Below are 13,468 nucleotides of genomic sequence, written 5' to 3'. Positions count from 1 at the left end.
AACCATGGCCAAGGGTAAGTTCGAGCGCACCAAGCCCCACGTGAACGTGGGCACGATCGGTCACGTGGACCACGGCAAGACGACGCTGACGGCGGCGCTGACGAAGATCGGTGCGGAGCGTTTCGGCGGCGAGTTCAAGGCCTACGACGCGATCGACGCGGCGCCGGAAGAGAAGGCGCGCGGGATCACGATTTCGACGGCGCACGTGGAGTACGAGTCGGAGAGCCGGCACTACGCGCACGTCGACTGCCCGGGCCACGCGGACTACGTGAAGAACATGATCACCGGTGCGGCGCAGATGGACGGCGCGATCCTGGTGTGTTCGGCCGCGGACGGTCCGATGCCGCAGACGCGCGAGCACATCCTGCTGGCGCGCCAGGTCGGCGTGCCGTACATCGTGGTCTACCTGAACAAGGCGGACCTGGTGGACGACGCCGAGCTGCTGGAGCTGGTGGAGATGGAGGTCCGCGAGCTGCTGAGCAAGTACGAGTTTCCGGGCGACGACACTCCGATCATCACCGGTTCGGCGCGTTCCGCGCTGGAAGGCGATCAGACCGACATTGGCGTGCCGTCGATCATCAAGCTGGTCGAGGCGCTGGACACCTGGATCCCGGAGCCCGAGCGCGACGTGGACAAGCCGTTCCTGATGCCGGTGGAGGACGTGTTCTCGATCTCCGGGCGCGGCACGGTGGTGACCGGGCGCATCGAGCGCGGGATCATCAAGGTGGGCGACGAGATCGAGATCGTGGGGATCCGCGCGACGCAGAAGACCACGGTGACGGGCGTGGAGATGTTCCGCAAGCTGCTGGACCAGGGCCAGGCGGGCGACAACGCGGGTCTGCTGCTTCGCGGCACCAAGCGCGACGACGTGGAGCGCGGGCAGGTGCTGTGCAAGCCGGGTTCGATCGCGCCGCACACCAGCTTCGAGGCCGAGGTGTACGTGCTGTCGAAGGACGAGGGCGGTCGTCACACGCCGTTCTTCAAGGGCTACCGTCCGCAGTTCTACTTCCGGACCACGGACATCACCGGCGCGGTGACGCTGCCGGAGGGCACGGAGATGGTGATGCCGGGCGACAACGTGAAGATGGTGGTGGAGCTGATCAACCCGGTGGCGATGGACGAGGGCCTGCGCTTCGCGATCCGCGAGGGCGGCCGGACGGTCGGCGCCGGCGTGGTGGCGAAGATCCTGAAGTGACGCAGCGCGGCGGGCGCGCCTGACGCGCTCGCCTTTGTCGCTGCGCCGTCCCGGTGCAGGCCGGGGTCAGGCCCGCGCCCCGCTTGTGGGCCGCGGGCTGGCAGGAGCCACGACAGTCCGCGCCTCCTCCGGGTGGCGGGACGCGGCTCCGGGAACTCCCGGGCATCGGCGAGCGGTTCGGGTGTTGCATTCAGCCCGGCCCACTCCCTATAATGATCGACCACTTCGCGGAGCCGCCTCGGGCGGCTTCGCGGAACCGCGAAATGAGGGGCAGGACGCGCCTCGTTTTCGCCAGACAGGGAAAATGTCGCGCGGCAGCGCCCCGGTCGTCCCGAAATGGTTCGGGACATCATCGGCAGGGGCATTTCGTCGCGCTTGCAGTTCTCAGTCTGGGCGGGCCGGGTGACCGGCCTGCCTTCGTTTTTCCCAGGGAAACTCCCGGGCCTGCGGCATCGGTCCGGAAAGTCGTCGATTCCACGAGGCCTTGCGCACCCAGCCGCGGGGCCTGTCGCTCTTTCAACCAAGGAATTTCGTCATGGCGGACCAAAAGATCCGGATCCGGCTGAAAGCGTTCGATCATCGCCTGATCGACCGTTCGGCAAGCGAGATCGTCGAAACGGCCAAGCGGACCGGCGCGCAGGTGCGCGGCCCGATCCCGCTGCCCACCAAGATCGAGCGCTACACCATCCTGACCTCGCCGCACGTCGACAAGGACGCGCGCGACCAGTACGAGACCCGCACGCACAAGCGCGTGCTCGACATCGTCGACCCCAACGACAAGACCGTGGACGCGCTGATGAAGCTCGAGCTCGCGGCCGGCGTCGACGTCCAGATCAAGCTGACCTGAGGGCCCGGACCATGACCGCGAAGAAGCATTCGTTGGGAATCGTCGGCCGCAAGGCCGGCATGAGCCGGGTGTTCACCGAGGACGGCCAGTCCGTGCCGGTGACCCTGATCGAGGCGACCCCCAACCGCATCACCCAGGTGAAGACCGCCGACACCGACGGCTACAGCGCCGTACAGGTCACCGTCGGCGCCCGTCGCGCTTCGCTGCTCACCAAGCCCGAGGCCGGTCACCTGGCCAAGGCCAAGGTCGAGCCGGGCCGCGGCTTGTGGGAGTTCCGCGTGGCCGACGACCGGCTCGGCGACTTCCAGGTCGGCGGCGAGATCAAGGCCGACATTTTCGAGGTCGGCCAGATCGTCGACGTCCAGGGCGTGACCAAGGGCAAGGGCTTCCAGGGCACGATCAAGCGCTGGAACTTCAAGATGGGCGACGCGACGCACGGCAACTCGCTGTCGCATCGCTCGCCGGGCTCGATCGGCCAGCGCCAGACGCCCGGCCGCGTGTTCCCCGGCAAGAAGATGTCCGGCCACATGGGCGCCAGGAACCAGAGCACCCAGAACCTCGAGGTGGTCCGGGTCGACGCAGAGCGCGGCCTGATCGCGGTCAAGGGCGCGGTGCCCGGCGCGCCGGGCGGCGACGTCATCGTGCGTCCGGCGAGCAAGGGTTAAGGAGACCACGATGGAACTGGCTATCAACAACAGCAGCGAGAAGCTGTCGGTGTCCGACGCGGTCTTCGGTCGCGAGTTCAGCGAGGACCTGGTGCACCAGGTCGTCGTCGCCTACCGCAATGCCGGGCGTGCCGGCACCAAGGCGCAGAAGACCCGCTCCGAGGTCAACGGCACCACCAAGAAGTCGAAGCGGCAGAAGGGCGGCGGCGCCCGCCACGGCGCGCTGACCGCGCCGATCTTCGTCGGCGGCGGCGTGACCTTCGCGGCCAAGCCGCGCAGCTTCGAGCAGAAGGTCAACCGCAAGATGTACCGCGCCGCGATGGCGGCGATCCTGTCCGAGCTCAACCGGCAGGGCCGTCTGAAGGTCGTCGACGCGTTCGATATCGAGCAGACGAAGACAAGCGGCCTGATCGCGAAGCTCAAGGAGTTCGATCTCGGTCGGCGTCCGCTGATCGTGACCGAGGAAGCCTCCGAGCACCTGTACCTGTCGGCGCGCAACCTGCCCTACGTGCAGGTCCGCGACGTCCAGGGGCTGGACCCGGTCGCGCTGGTGTCGTCCGACACCGTGTTGATCACCGCCGATGCGGTCAAGAAGATCGAGGAGTGGCTGGCATGAGCGCCAAGAGCACCGACAACACCGCCGGCGCGACCCGCGAGCTCGCCGCCAGCAAGCTTTACGAGGTGATTCGTGCACCGCGCGTCTCCGAGAAGACCGCGCGCCTGCAGGAACTCTCCAATCAGTATGCGTTCGAGGTGTCGAAGGACGCGACCAAGGCCGACATCAAGGCCGCGATCGAGAAGCTCTTCGACGTCAAGGTCGAGGCGGTCAACGTGCTGAACGTGAAGGGAAAGAACAAGTCCTTCCGCTTCCGCAGCGGCCGTCGCGGCGACTGGCGCAAGGCGTACGTGAAGCTGGCCGAGGGCCAGTCGATCGACGTGATGACGGCCAAGGTCTGACGAAGCCCTGCTCCGCAGGACTTCACTGAACAGGATCCAGTCCCATGCCATTGATGAAATTCAAGCCTACTTCCGCCGGCCGCCGTTCCGCGGTCCGCGTGGTGACGCCCGAGCTCCACAAGGGCGCCCCGCACGCCGCGCTGGTCGAGAAGCAGGGCAAGACCGGCGGCCGCAACCACCACGGCCGCATCACCACCCGTCATATCGGCGGTGGCCACAAGCAGCACTACCGGATCATCGACTTCAAGCGCAACAAGGAAGGCATCCCGGCGCGCGTGGAGCGGATCGAATACGATCCCAACCGCACGGCCCACATCGCCCTGCTGTGCTACGTCGACGGCGAGCGCCGCTACATCATCGCGCCGAAGGGCCTGAAGGCCGGCGACCAGGTGATGGCGGGCCCGGATGCGCCGATCAAGACCGGCAACACGCTGCCGCTGCGCAACATCCCGATGGGCTCCACGGTGCACTGCATCGAGATGAAGCCCGGCAAGGGCGCGCAGATCGCGCGCGCCGCGGGCGCCTCGGTCCAGCTGGTCGCACGCGAGCAGGGCTATGCCACGCTGCGTCTGCGCTCCGGCGAGATGCGCCGGGTGCCTGCCGAGTGCCGCGCCACCATCGGCGAGGTCGGCAACGTCGAGCACAACCTGGAGAAGCTGGGCAAGGCCGGCGCCAAGCGCTGGCGCGGCATCAAGCCGACCGTCCGCGGCGCGGCGATGAACCCGGTCGACCATCCGCACGGCGGCGGCGAAGCCCGCGCCGGCCAGGGCAACCCGCACCCGGTTACGCCGTGGGGCGTGCCGACCAAGGGTTACAAGACCCGCAAGAACAAGCGCACCCAGCAGTTCATCGTGCGCGACCGCAGGAGCTAATTGGCTATGGCACGTTCCCTGAAGAAAGGTCCGTTCGTCGATCATCATCTGATCAAGAAGATCGAGACCGCGGGCACCAGCAAGCGCCCGATCAAGACCTGGTCGCGCCGTTCGATGATCCTGCCGGAGATGGTGGGTTACACCATCGCCGTGCACAACGGCAGAAACCACATTCCGGTGCTGGTCAACGAGAACATGGTCGGCCACAAGCTCGGCGAGTTCGCCTTGACCCGTACGTTCAAGGGTCACAGCGGCGACAAGAAGTCGCGTTAAGGAGATGACGACCATGAGCAACCAGAATGGCGCAAGGGCGGTCCTGCGGACCGCGCGCATCTCCCCGCAGAAGGCGCGTCTCGTCGCCGACCAGGTGCGCGGGCTGTCTGCCGAGCGCGCGGTCAACCTGCTGCGCTTCTCCGACAAGAAGGCCGCCCACATGATCCGCAAGGTGGTCGAATCGGCGATCGCGAACGCCGAGAACAACCAGGGCGCCGACGTCGACGAGCTTTCGGTCACCACCATCATGGTGGACGAGGGCCCGACCCTGAAGCGCTTCATGGCGCGCGCCAAGGGCCGCGGCACCCGCATCCTCAAGCGCACCAGCCACATCACGGTGGTGGTGGGCGAAACCACCGGAAAGGGCAAGTAACCATGGGTCATAAAGTTCATCCCACCGGTATCCGCCTCGGCATTTCCAAGGACTGGAATTCCAAGTGGTACGCCGGCAAGAAGGAGTTCGCCGACTACCTGGCGGCCGACCTGAAGGTCCGCGAGATGCTGCGCAAGAAGCTGGCGCAGGCCGGGATCTCCAAGATCATGATCGAGCGTCCGAACAAGACCGCACGCGTGACCATCCATACCGCCCGCCCGGGCGTGGTGATCGGCAAGCGCGGCGAGGACATCGAGAAGCTGCGCCGCGAGGTCAGCGACATGATGGGCGTGCCTGCGCACATCAACGTCACCGAGGTGCGCAAGCCCGAACTCGACGCGCAGCTGGTCGCCGAGTCGATCGCGCAGCAGCTCGAGCGCCGCATCATGTTCCGCCGCGCGATGAAGCGCGCTGTCGGCAACGCGATGCGCCTGGGCGCGCTGGGCATCAAGGTCAACGTCGCCGGCCGCCTCAACGGCGCGGAAATCGCACGTTCGGAGTGGTACCGGGAAGGCCGCGTGCCGCTGCATACGCTGCGCGCCGACGTCGACTACGGCTTCGCCGAGGCCAAGACGACCTACGGAATCATCGGCATCAAGACCTGGATCTACAAGGGCGAGATCTTCGATTTCAGCCAGGTGGGCCAGGAGAAGCAGGACGATTCGCCGCGTGGCGATCGCGGCGAGCGCAACGAGCGCCCGCGCGGTCCGCGCCGCGACCGTGATCGCGAGGCGAGGGACTAAGTCATGCTGCAACCCAAGCGAACCAAGTACCGCAAGATGCACAAGGGCCGCAACGACGGCCTGGCCTGGAACGGCAATCTCGTGAGCTTCGGCGAATACGGGCTGCGCGCGACGCAGACCGGGCAGCTGACCGCGCGCCAGATCGAGGCCGGACGCCGCAGCATCAGCCGTCACGTCAAGCGCGGCGGCAAGATGTGGATCCGGGTGTTCCCCGACAAGCCGATCACCAAGAAGCCGATCGAGGTCCGGATGGGCTCGGGCAAGGGCAACGTGGAGTTCTGGGTCGCCCAGGTGCAGCCCGGGCGGATGATCTTCGAGATCGAGGGCATCGACGAGGCGACCGCGCGCGAGGCGTTCCGCCTGGCCGCCGCCAAGCTTTCGGTCACCACCCAATTCGTGACCCGGACGGTGCGCTGATGGCTACGATCAAGGAACTCCGCGAGAAGTCCGGCGACGACCTCAAGTCCCATCTGGTGGACCTGCACAAGGAGCAGTTCTCGCTGCGCATGCAGAAGGCCACCGGCCAGCTCGCCAAGACCCACGAGGCCCGCCGGGTGCGCCGCGAGATCGCGCGCGTCAACACCCTGCTCGGCCAGAAGAAGTGAGGACGGCCGACATGACAGAGAACACCGCCGATATGAACCAGGCCGAGAAGAAGCTGCGCACGGTCGAAGGCCGCGTCGTCAGCAACAAGATGGACAAGACCGTGACGGTGCTGGTGGAGCGTCAGGTCAAGCACGCGCTGTACGGCAAGTACATCCGCCGCTCGACCAAGCTGCATGCCCACGACGCGGACAACGCCTGCAGCGAAGGCGACATGGTGCGCATGGTCGAGATCGCGCCGATGTCCAAGACCAAGAACTGGCGCGTGGTCGAAATCGTCACGCGTGCGGCCGAATAACGAGGAGCGCCGAACATGATCCAGATGCAAAGCCACCTCGACGTGGCGGACAACTCCGGCGCCAAGGAAGTGATGTGCATCAAGGTGCTCGGCGGCTCCAAGCGCCGCTACGCCGCGATCGGCGACATCATCAAGGTGTCGATCAAGGACGCGATCCCGCGCGGCAAGGTGAAGAAGGGCGAGGTCTACAACGCGGTCGTGGTGCGTACCCGCAAGGGCGTGCGTCGCCCGGACGGTTCGCTGATCCGCTTCGACGGCAACGCCGCGGTGTTGTTGAACAACAAGCACGAGCCGATCGGCACCCGCATCTTCGGGCCGGTGACGCGCGAACTGCGGTCCGAGAAGTTCATGAAGATCGTCTCGCTCGCGCCTGAAGTGCTCTGAGCGCGGGTGAGCCAAGGCGTGTTTGGCGCGGCACCGCCGCGCCGCCTTGGCGAACGATCGGCCAGGATGGCCGGGCCGGACGATCCGAAGCTAACGATGTTGCGCCATGGATGGCAGGCTCTCTCTAAGAGAATATGGTTATGAACAGAATCAAGAAGGGCGACCAGGTCATCGTGACCGCCGGCAAGGACAAGGGCAAGAAGGGCGACGTGGTGCGCGTGCTCGGCGACAAGGTCGTCGTGTCGAACATCAACATCGTCAAGCGCCACACCAAGCCGAATCCGCAGGCCAACCAGCCGGGCGGCGTGATCGAGCGCGAGGCGCCGATCCATGTTTCCAACGTGATGCCGTTCAACCCTGCCTCGGGCAAGGGCGAGCGCATCGGTACCAAGGTGCTGGAGGATGGACGCCGGATCCGGGTGTTCCGCTCCAGCGGTGAGGCGGTCGACGCCTGAGGAATGCTGAAATGACCCGTCTGGAACAGTTCTACAAGGACGAAGTGGTGCCGAAGCTGATGGAGAAGTTCGGCTACACCAATCCGATGCAGGTGCCGAAGCTGACCAAGATCACGCTCAACATGGGCGTGGGCGAGGCGGCGGCCAACAAGAAGATCCTCGAGAACGCGACCGCGGACATGGCGAAGATCGCCGGCCAGAGGCCGCAGATCACCAAGTCGCGCGTGTCGGTCGCCTCGTTCAAGATCCGCGATGGCTGGCCGATCGGTTGCAAGGTGACCCTGCGCCGGACCCGGATGTACGAGTTCCTCGACCGCCTGGTCAACGTGTCGCTGCCGCGCGTACGCGACTTCCGCGGCGTTTCCGGGCGGTCGTTCGATGGCCGCGGCAACTACAACATGGGCGTGAAGGAGCAGATCATCTTTCCGGAGATCGATTTCGACCAGGTCGACGCGATCCGCGGCATGGATATCGCCATCACCACCACCGCGAAGACGGATGCCGAGGCCAGGGCGCTGCTCGAGGCCTTCCGCTTCCCGTTCCGCAATTGATGGAGCCGTGATTCGGGATTGGTGATTGGTGATTCGCAACGGCGAAAGCCGGCGCGGTCCCGATCCTTCGAATCACAAATCACGAATCACGAATCACTGAGGATTTACACATGGCCAAGACCTCCATGGTCAACCGCGAAGTCAAGCGGGCCAAGCTGGCGAAGAAGTACGCCGCCAAGCGCGAAGAGCTTAAGAAGATCATCAGCAACGAGACGTCGAGCTACGACGAGCGCATGGAGGCGGTGATCCGCCTGCAGAAGCTTCCGCGTGACTCGTCGCCGGCGCGCCAGACCACGCGCTGCGCCATGACTGGCCGCCCGCGCGCGGTCTACAGCAAGTTCGGCCTGGGCCGCAACAAGCTGCGCGAGGCCACCATGCGCGGCGACGTCCCGGGCCTGCGCAAGGCCAGCTGGTAGAGCGGGAATGGGGAATCGGGAGTCGGGAATCGCAAGAGCCCCGGTCGCCGCTTTTCCGATTCTCGATTCTCGATTCTCGATTCACGTTTCCCCGTATCCATCGGATATCGGTGCACTCAAAGGTAACAATCAATGAGCATGACTGATCCCATCGCCGACATGCTGGTCCGCATCCGAAATGCGGCCGCCGTCGGCAAGCCTGCGGTGAAGATGCCGTCTTCGAAGACCAAGGCGGCCATCGCCAAGGTGCTGAAGGACGAGGGCTACATCGCCGACTGGCGCGTGACCGAGAACGGCCCGAAGGCCGAGCTCGAGATCGAGCTGAAGTACTACGAAGGCCGTCCGGTAATCGAGAACCTCAAGCGCTTCTCGCGCTCGGGTCTGCGCCAGTACCGCGGCAAGGACGAGCTGCCCAAGGTCCTCAATGGCCTGGGCATCGCCATCATTTCCACCTCGAAGGGCATCATGACCGATTCGCAGGCGCGCCAGCAGGGCGTCGGCGGCGAGGTCCTGTGCTTCGTGGCCTGAGGGAGCACGCCGCATGTCTCGCGTAGCCAAGAAGCCGATCGCTCTTCCGAAGGGCGTCGAACTGAACATCCAGGCCGATTCCATCAGCGTCAAGGGCGCCAAGGGCACGCTGTCGATCGCGCGTCCGGAAGGGGTCGACGTTTCCGTCGAGGACGGCACCGCGGTGCTGTCGCCCCGCGAGCCTTCCCACATGGCCATCACCGGCACCATGCGCGCGATCCTGGCCAACATGGTGCATGGCGTGTCCGAGGGCTTCGAGCGCAAGCTGGAGCTGGTCGGCGTGGGTTACCGCGCATCGATGCAGGGCAAGGACCTGAACCTGTCGCTGGGCTTCTCGCACCCGGTGGTCTTCGCCACCCCGGACGGGATCAGCATCACCACGCCGACCCAGACCGAGATCGTGGTCAGCGGCGCCGACAAGCAGCGCGTCGGCCAGGTCGCCGCCAAGATCCGCGGCTATCGCCCGCCCGAGCCGTACAAGGGCAAGGGCGTGAAGTACGCCGGTGAAAACATCATCCGCAAAGAGGCCAAGAAGGCGTAGTTCGTCGATCCGCCTCGGAGAAAGACCATGGACAAGAAGAACGCCCGTCTGCGCCGCGCTAAGTCGACCCGCGCGCGCATCCGCGACATCGGCACGCCGCGCTTGTCGGTGCTTCGCACCGGCCAGCACGTCTACGCGCAGCTGTTCAGCGCCGACGGCTCGAAGGTACTCGCGGCCGCCAGCACCACTCAGGCCGACGTGCGCGACGGCCTGAAGAGCAACAAGAACATCGAGGCGGCCGCGAAGGTGGGCCGCGCGATCGCCGAGAAGGCCAAGGCGGCCGGCGTCGACAAGGTCGCCTTCGACCGCTCGGGCTATCGCTACCACGGCCGCGTCAAGGCGCTGGCCGACGCGGCCCGCGAGGGCGGTCTCGAGTTCTGATCCAGCCCCTGCCGGCGTGGGCTGCGCCGGACACCGCTTCGCCTTCTGCGCGAGCCGGTGGTTCACCGATACATACCACAACCATAAGCGGCCAAGCCGTACATTCCCGGACACATCAGAGATCACGACATGGCAAACGAAAGAGATTCGCGCGGACGCAATCGCGACCGAGAGGAGATGGACGACGGCATGGTCGAGAAGCTGATCGCGGTCAACCGCGTCAGCAAGACCGTCAAGGGCGGCCGCCAGTTCACCTTCACCGCGCTGACGGTGGTGGGCGACGGCAACGGCAAGGTCGGCTTCGGCTACGGCAAGGCCCGCGAGGTGCCGGTGGCGATCCAGAAGTCGATGGAGTACGCCCGCAAGAACATGAGCAGCGTCGAACTCAACGGCGGCACTCTGTGGCACACGGTCAAGGCCGGCCACGGCGCGGCCCGCGTGTTCATGCAGCCCGCTTCCGAGGGTACCGGCGTGATCGCCGGCGGCGCGATGCGCGCCGTGCTCGAGGCGGTCGGCGTCAAGGACGTGCTGGCGAAGGCGGTCGGTTCGCGCAATCCCATCAATCTGGTCCGCGCCACGGTCAGGGGCCTGGAGTCGATGCACTCTCCCGGCAAGATCGCGGCCAAGCGCGGCAAGAAGGTGGAGGACGTGCTCCATGGCTAAGAACGAAACCACCGGCGGCACCGTCAAGGTGCGCCTGGTCAAGGGCTTGCGGGGAACCCAGGCGCGCCACCGGTTGTCGGTGAAGGCGCTGGGCCTCAACAAGCTCAACGACGTCCGCGAACTGAAGGACAGCCCGCAGGTGCGCGGCCTGATCAACAAGGTCCACTATCTGGTCCGGGTCGAGGAGTAATCGTCATGCGTATGAACACACTCAAGCCCGCCGACGGCGCCCGCAAGGAGCGCACCAGGGTCGGCCGTGGCATCGGTTCGGGTCTCGGCAAGACCGCCGGGCGCGGCCACAAGGGCTCGTTCGCGCGCTCGGGCAAGGGCAAGATCAAGGCCGGCTTCGAAGGCGGCCAGATGCCGATGCACATGCGGCTGCCGAAGGTCGGCTTCCGCTCGAAGCTCAAGAACGACACCGCCGAGGTGATGCTGTACCAGCTGGACAGGCTCGAGGGCGAGATCGACTTCGCCGCCCTGCGCGCGGCCAAGCTGGTGCCGTCCAAGGCCAAGCGCGCCAAGATCGTCAAGAAGGGCGAGATCTCGAAGAAGCTGGTACTCAAGGGCGTGCTGGCCACCGCCGGCGCGCGCGCGGCGATCGAGGCCGCCGGCGGCAGCGTCGAGGGCGAGCCGGCGTAAGCTTGGCGCGGCACCCAGCGCGCCGGCGAGCGCCCGGCCATGGATGGACGGGCCGGGCGGTCCGGAGCCGGCGAAGCCGCACCATGATGGCAGCCATCGTTTTCGAGTGAAGGGTTTTTGAGCGTGCAGATAGATCGTCACATCGGAGCATCGAATGTCACGCAGCGGTAGCGCAATGGGCGGAGTCGGTTCGGGGCTGGGCAAGTTCACCGAGCTGCGTCAGCGCCTGCTGTTCGTGCTCGGTGCGCTGCTGGTCTATCGGATCGGCTGCTTCATCCCGGTCCCGGGCGTCAATCCGGAAGCGATGCTGCGGCTGATGGAGCAGCAGCAGGGCACCATCGTGGACATGTTCAACATGTTCTCGGGCGGCGCCCTGGAGCGCTTCAGCCTGTTCGCGCTGAACGTCATTCCGTACATCTCGGCCTCGATCGTCATGCAGCTGATGGTGCAGATCGTGCCCAGCCTGAAGGCGATCCAGAAGGAAGGCGAGTCCGGTCGCCGCAAGATCACCCAGTGGTCGCGCATCGGCGCGATCCCGTTGGCGATCTTCCAGTCGGCCGGCATCGCCGTAGCCCTGCAGGGGTCCGGCGCCAGCAACGGCATCCAGGTGGTGTACGCGCCTGGCATCGGTTTCGTCCTCACCGCAATCGTCGCGCTGACCGCCGGCACCATGTTCCTGGTGTGGCTGGGCGAGCAGGTGACCGAACGCGGCGTCGGCAACGGCGTGTCGCTGATCATCTTCGCCGGCATCGTTTCGGGGTTGCCGAGCGCGGTGTTCAGCACGCTGGAACAGGCGCGCAACGGCGACATCAGCCCGATCGCGGTGATCATGATCGCCGTCATCGTGCTCGCCTTCATCTTCTTCGTGGTGTTCATCGAGCGCGGGCAACGGCGGATCACGGTCAACTACGCGCGCCGCCAGGGCGGCCGCAACGCGTACATGAACCAGACCTCGTTCCTGCCGCTCAAGCTCAACATGGCGGGCGTGATCCCGGCGATCTTCGCCTCGTCGATCATCATGTTCCCGGCCACGGTTTCGACCTGGTTCGGCCAGGCCGGCTCGGCGCTGTGGCTGCAGCGCGCCGCGCAGGCCCTGTCGCCGGGTGAGCCGCTGTACATCCTGCTCTACGGCGGGCTGATCGCGGGCTTCGCCTTCTTCTACACGGCGCTGGTGTTCAACAGCCAGGAGACCGCCGACAACCTGAAGAAGTCGGGTGCGCTGATTCCGGGGATCCGGCCGGGCAAGGCGACCGCGGACTACGTCGACGGCGTGCTGACGCGGCTGACCGCGGCCGGCGCCCTGTACCTGGTGATCGTCTGCCTGCTGCCCGAGTTCATGCGCGCGGAGCTGGGCACCTCGTTCTACTTCGGCGGCACCTCGCTGCTGATCGTGGTGATCGTGGTGATGGACTTCATCGCCCAGATCCAGGCGCACCTGATGTCGCACCAGTACGAAAGCCTCCTCAAGAAAGCAAACCTGAAGGGGGGAGCGCGGGCGCGCTAGCGCGGCACTGCCGCGCTGCCCGCGCGAGCGCCCGGCCAAGGATGGCCGGGCAGGTCCCTCCGGAGCCAAGATGGTCCCGCCATGGATGGCAAGAACACCGGCCCTTGCGGGATGAAGTTCCCACCAGGGAGCGCGGGCGCGCTAGCGCGGCACTGCCGCGCTGCCCGCGCGAGCGCCCGGCCAATGATGGCCGGGCCGGACCACCCGCAAGCCGGCACGGTTGCGCCAAGGATGGCAGCTAGAGATTCCGCTCCGCCCCGGCTTTCAAAGCGGAGCGGCGCAGAACAAGACCCGCCCCTGACAACAGCGCAGGGAAGGGAAGATGGGCGACCCGGGCGGCGGTCTCGCGCGCGGGTGGTCCGGTGCCTGTCCCCGCGTGAGTGCGTGGGGCGGCCGCGACCCGGAGACTCCGGGATGCGGCCAGCGCCGGGCTTTCGCCGGAGCACGGGCACACTCCCCGTGCCGGAGCCCCGGGCGGCCGCCAGGCCGTCCAGGGGCTTCCTGAGAACCCGAGACCCTGATACAATTTCGTGTTCACTCCGCCGGATCCAGGGTCCGGCAGCCAAAACAGTTTGGAGAT

At 66.2% G+C, this 13,468-nt stretch carries 23 protein-coding genes; all 23 read left to right on the top strand.

The annotated features are described in order from the left end of the window. Positions 1-4: 4 nt before the first annotated feature. The 23 genes from tuf (at position 5) to secY (ending at position 12,888) form a co-directional block, all read left to right on the top strand. Positions 5-1,195 carry an elongation factor Tu gene (tuf, locus tag H0E84_RS14955; RefSeq protein ID WP_180678727.1) on the top strand — a complete coding sequence of 397 codons (1,191 nt, stop codon included), beginning with the start codon at positions 5-7 and terminating at the stop codon, positions 1,193-1,195. A gap of 535 nt (positions 1,196-1,730) precedes the next feature. After that, the gene (gene rpsJ, locus H0E84_RS14950; RefSeq protein ID WP_024891232.1) at positions 1,731-2,042 is read left to right on the top strand and encodes a 30S ribosomal protein S10; all 312 of its coding nucleotides are present in this window, start codon (positions 1,731-1,733) and stop codon (positions 2,040-2,042) included. Between the two features lie 11 nt (positions 2,043-2,053). Then, complete coding sequence (rplC, locus tag H0E84_RS14945; RefSeq protein ID WP_180679443.1) at positions 2,054-2,707, top strand: 50S ribosomal protein L3; 654 nt, start codon at positions 2,054-2,056, stop codon at positions 2,705-2,707. Positions 2,708-2,717: 10 nt separating this feature from the next. Next, positions 2,718-3,323: a 50S ribosomal protein L4 gene (rplD, locus tag H0E84_RS14940; RefSeq protein ID WP_180679442.1), complete on the top strand. Its 606-nt coding sequence runs from the start codon at positions 2,718-2,720 to the stop codon at positions 3,321-3,323. Then, on the top strand, positions 3,320-3,664 hold the full coding sequence (gene rplW / locus H0E84_RS14935; protein WP_180679441.1) for a 50S ribosomal protein L23: 345 nt from the start codon (positions 3,320-3,322) through the stop codon (positions 3,662-3,664). Before rplD ends, rplW begins: the two co-directional genes overlap by 4 nt. 44 nt (positions 3,665-3,708) lie before the next feature. After that, entirely contained in the window at positions 3,709-4,536 is an 828-nt protein-coding gene (gene rplB / locus H0E84_RS14930; RefSeq protein ID WP_180679440.1) for a 50S ribosomal protein L2, read from the top strand. 6 nt (positions 4,537-4,542) lie between these two features. Further along, on the top strand, positions 4,543-4,809 hold the full coding sequence (gene rpsS / locus H0E84_RS14925; RefSeq protein ID WP_149195995.1) for a 30S ribosomal protein S19: 267 nt from the start codon (positions 4,543-4,545) through the stop codon (positions 4,807-4,809). A gap of 13 nt (positions 4,810-4,822) precedes the next feature. After that, a complete protein-coding gene (gene rplV / locus H0E84_RS14920; protein ID WP_180679439.1) occupies positions 4,823-5,182 on the top strand; it encodes a 50S ribosomal protein L22 in 360 nt (119 codons plus the stop codon). Between the two features lie 2 nt (positions 5,183-5,184). Continuing rightward, positions 5,185-5,925 (top strand): 30S ribosomal protein S3, encoded by a 741-nt coding sequence (rpsC, locus tag H0E84_RS14915; protein WP_180679438.1) that lies wholly within the window; start codon positions 5,185-5,187, stop codon positions 5,923-5,925. A gap of 3 nt (positions 5,926-5,928) precedes the next feature. Beyond that, the gene (rplP, locus tag H0E84_RS14910) at positions 5,929-6,342 is read left to right on the top strand and encodes a 50S ribosomal protein L16 (RefSeq protein WP_180679437.1); all 414 of its coding nucleotides are present in this window, start codon (positions 5,929-5,931) and stop codon (positions 6,340-6,342) included. Next, entirely contained in the window at positions 6,342-6,530 is a 189-nt protein-coding gene (gene rpmC, locus H0E84_RS14905; protein WP_180679436.1) for a 50S ribosomal protein L29, read from the top strand. The genes rplP and rpmC overlap by 1 nt, the downstream gene beginning before the upstream one ends. 32 nt (positions 6,531-6,562) lie before the next feature. Beyond that, positions 6,563-6,826 (top strand): 30S ribosomal protein S17, encoded by a 264-nt coding sequence (gene rpsQ / locus H0E84_RS14900; RefSeq protein ID WP_425600496.1) that lies wholly within the window; start codon positions 6,563-6,565, stop codon positions 6,824-6,826. A gap of 15 nt (positions 6,827-6,841) precedes the next feature. Continuing rightward, positions 6,842-7,210, top strand: coding sequence for a 50S ribosomal protein L14 (gene rplN / locus H0E84_RS14895; protein ID WP_058835375.1), 369 nt, complete (start codon positions 6,842-6,844; stop codon positions 7,208-7,210). Between the two features lie 140 nt (positions 7,211-7,350). After that, on the top strand, positions 7,351-7,665 hold the full coding sequence (gene rplX, locus H0E84_RS14890; protein WP_180679434.1) for a 50S ribosomal protein L24: 315 nt from the start codon (positions 7,351-7,353) through the stop codon (positions 7,663-7,665). Positions 7,666-7,676: 11 nt separating this feature from the next. Next, the gene (gene rplE, locus H0E84_RS14885; RefSeq protein WP_180679433.1) at positions 7,677-8,216 is read left to right on the top strand and encodes a 50S ribosomal protein L5; all 540 of its coding nucleotides are present in this window, start codon (positions 7,677-7,679) and stop codon (positions 8,214-8,216) included. Positions 8,217-8,326: 110 nt separating this feature from the next. Next, positions 8,327-8,632 carry a 30S ribosomal protein S14 gene (gene rpsN / locus H0E84_RS14880; protein ID WP_180679432.1) on the top strand — a complete coding sequence of 102 codons (306 nt, stop codon included), beginning with the start codon at positions 8,327-8,329 and terminating at the stop codon, positions 8,630-8,632. A gap of 132 nt (positions 8,633-8,764) precedes the next feature. Further along, complete coding sequence (gene rpsH, locus H0E84_RS14875) at positions 8,765-9,160, top strand: 30S ribosomal protein S8 (RefSeq protein WP_180679431.1); 396 nt, start codon at positions 8,765-8,767, stop codon at positions 9,158-9,160. A 13-nt stretch (positions 9,161-9,173) separates the two neighbouring features. Continuing rightward, positions 9,174-9,701, top strand: a complete 528-nt coding sequence (gene rplF, locus H0E84_RS14870; protein ID WP_180679430.1) for a 50S ribosomal protein L6 — start codon at positions 9,174-9,176, stop codon at positions 9,699-9,701. A 27-nt stretch (positions 9,702-9,728) separates the two neighbouring features. After that, entirely contained in the window at positions 9,729-10,082 is a 354-nt protein-coding gene (gene rplR / locus H0E84_RS14865) for a 50S ribosomal protein L18 (protein ID WP_180679429.1), read from the top strand. A 129-nt stretch (positions 10,083-10,211) separates the two neighbouring features. Then, a complete protein-coding gene (rpsE, locus tag H0E84_RS14860; protein ID WP_180679428.1) occupies positions 10,212-10,745 on the top strand; it encodes a 30S ribosomal protein S5 in 534 nt (177 codons plus the stop codon). Then, the gene (gene rpmD, locus H0E84_RS14855) at positions 10,738-10,935 is read left to right on the top strand and encodes a 50S ribosomal protein L30 (RefSeq protein ID WP_180679427.1); all 198 of its coding nucleotides are present in this window, start codon (positions 10,738-10,740) and stop codon (positions 10,933-10,935) included. The genes rpsE and rpmD overlap by 8 nt, the downstream gene beginning before the upstream one ends. 5 nt (positions 10,936-10,940) lie before the next feature. After that, positions 10,941-11,384 carry a 50S ribosomal protein L15 gene (rplO, locus tag H0E84_RS14850; protein WP_219339765.1) on the top strand — a complete coding sequence of 148 codons (444 nt, stop codon included), beginning with the start codon at positions 10,941-10,943 and terminating at the stop codon, positions 11,382-11,384. Positions 11,385-11,559: 175 nt separating this feature from the next. Continuing rightward, the gene (gene secY / locus H0E84_RS14845) at positions 11,560-12,888 is read left to right on the top strand and encodes a preprotein translocase subunit SecY (RefSeq protein ID WP_425600495.1); all 1,329 of its coding nucleotides are present in this window, start codon (positions 11,560-11,562) and stop codon (positions 12,886-12,888) included. Positions 12,889-13,468: the final 580 nt, after the last annotated feature.

It is taken from the genome of Luteimonas salinisoli (assembly GCF_013425525.1).
GTDB lineage: Bacteria > Pseudomonadota > Gammaproteobacteria > Xanthomonadales > Xanthomonadaceae > Luteimonas > Luteimonas salinisoli.
The sequence above is the reverse complement of the archived record's forward strand: the minus strand, read 5'-3'. Positions and strand labels throughout refer to the sequence as shown.

Coding starts and splice junctions, on each gene's coding strand:
- tuf (WP_180678727.1), top strand. CDS start 5: ATGGCCAAGGGTAAGTTCGAGCGCACCAAGCCCCACGTGAACGTGGGC.
- rpsJ (WP_024891232.1), top strand. CDS start 1,731: ATGGCGGACCAAAAGATCCGGATCCGGCTGAAAGCGTTCGATCATCGC.
- rplC (WP_180679443.1), top strand. CDS start 2,054: ATGACCGCGAAGAAGCATTCGTTGGGAATCGTCGGCCGCAAGGCCGGC.
- rplD (WP_180679442.1), top strand. CDS start 2,718: ATGGAACTGGCTATCAACAACAGCAGCGAGAAGCTGTCGGTGTCCGAC.
- rplW (WP_180679441.1), top strand. CDS start 3,320: ATGAGCGCCAAGAGCACCGACAACACCGCCGGCGCGACCCGCGAGCTC.
- rplB (WP_180679440.1), top strand. CDS start 3,709: ATGCCATTGATGAAATTCAAGCCTACTTCCGCCGGCCGCCGTTCCGCG.
- rpsS (WP_149195995.1), top strand. CDS start 4,543: ATGGCACGTTCCCTGAAGAAAGGTCCGTTCGTCGATCATCATCTGATC.
- rplV (WP_180679439.1), top strand. CDS start 4,823: ATGAGCAACCAGAATGGCGCAAGGGCGGTCCTGCGGACCGCGCGCATC.
- rpsC (WP_180679438.1), top strand. CDS start 5,185: ATGGGTCATAAAGTTCATCCCACCGGTATCCGCCTCGGCATTTCCAAG.
- rplP (WP_180679437.1), top strand. CDS start 5,929: ATGCTGCAACCCAAGCGAACCAAGTACCGCAAGATGCACAAGGGCCGC.
- rpmC (WP_180679436.1), top strand. CDS start 6,342: ATGGCTACGATCAAGGAACTCCGCGAGAAGTCCGGCGACGACCTCAAG.
- rpsQ (WP_425600496.1), top strand. CDS start 6,563: ATGAACCAGGCCGAGAAGAAGCTGCGCACGGTCGAAGGCCGCGTCGTC.
- rplN (WP_058835375.1), top strand. CDS start 6,842: ATGATCCAGATGCAAAGCCACCTCGACGTGGCGGACAACTCCGGCGCC.
- rplX (WP_180679434.1), top strand. CDS start 7,351: ATGAACAGAATCAAGAAGGGCGACCAGGTCATCGTGACCGCCGGCAAG.
- rplE (WP_180679433.1), top strand. CDS start 7,677: ATGACCCGTCTGGAACAGTTCTACAAGGACGAAGTGGTGCCGAAGCTG.
- rpsN (WP_180679432.1), top strand. CDS start 8,327: ATGGCCAAGACCTCCATGGTCAACCGCGAAGTCAAGCGGGCCAAGCTG.
- rpsH (WP_180679431.1), top strand. CDS start 8,765: ATGAGCATGACTGATCCCATCGCCGACATGCTGGTCCGCATCCGAAAT.
- rplF (WP_180679430.1), top strand. CDS start 9,174: ATGTCTCGCGTAGCCAAGAAGCCGATCGCTCTTCCGAAGGGCGTCGAA.
- rplR (WP_180679429.1), top strand. CDS start 9,729: ATGGACAAGAAGAACGCCCGTCTGCGCCGCGCTAAGTCGACCCGCGCG.
- rpsE (WP_180679428.1), top strand. CDS start 10,212: ATGGCAAACGAAAGAGATTCGCGCGGACGCAATCGCGACCGAGAGGAG.
- rpmD (WP_180679427.1), top strand. CDS start 10,738: ATGGCTAAGAACGAAACCACCGGCGGCACCGTCAAGGTGCGCCTGGTC.
- rplO (WP_219339765.1), top strand. CDS start 10,941: ATGCGTATGAACACACTCAAGCCCGCCGACGGCGCCCGCAAGGAGCGC.
- secY (WP_425600495.1), top strand. CDS start 11,560: ATGGGCGGAGTCGGTTCGGGGCTGGGCAAGTTCACCGAGCTGCGTCAG.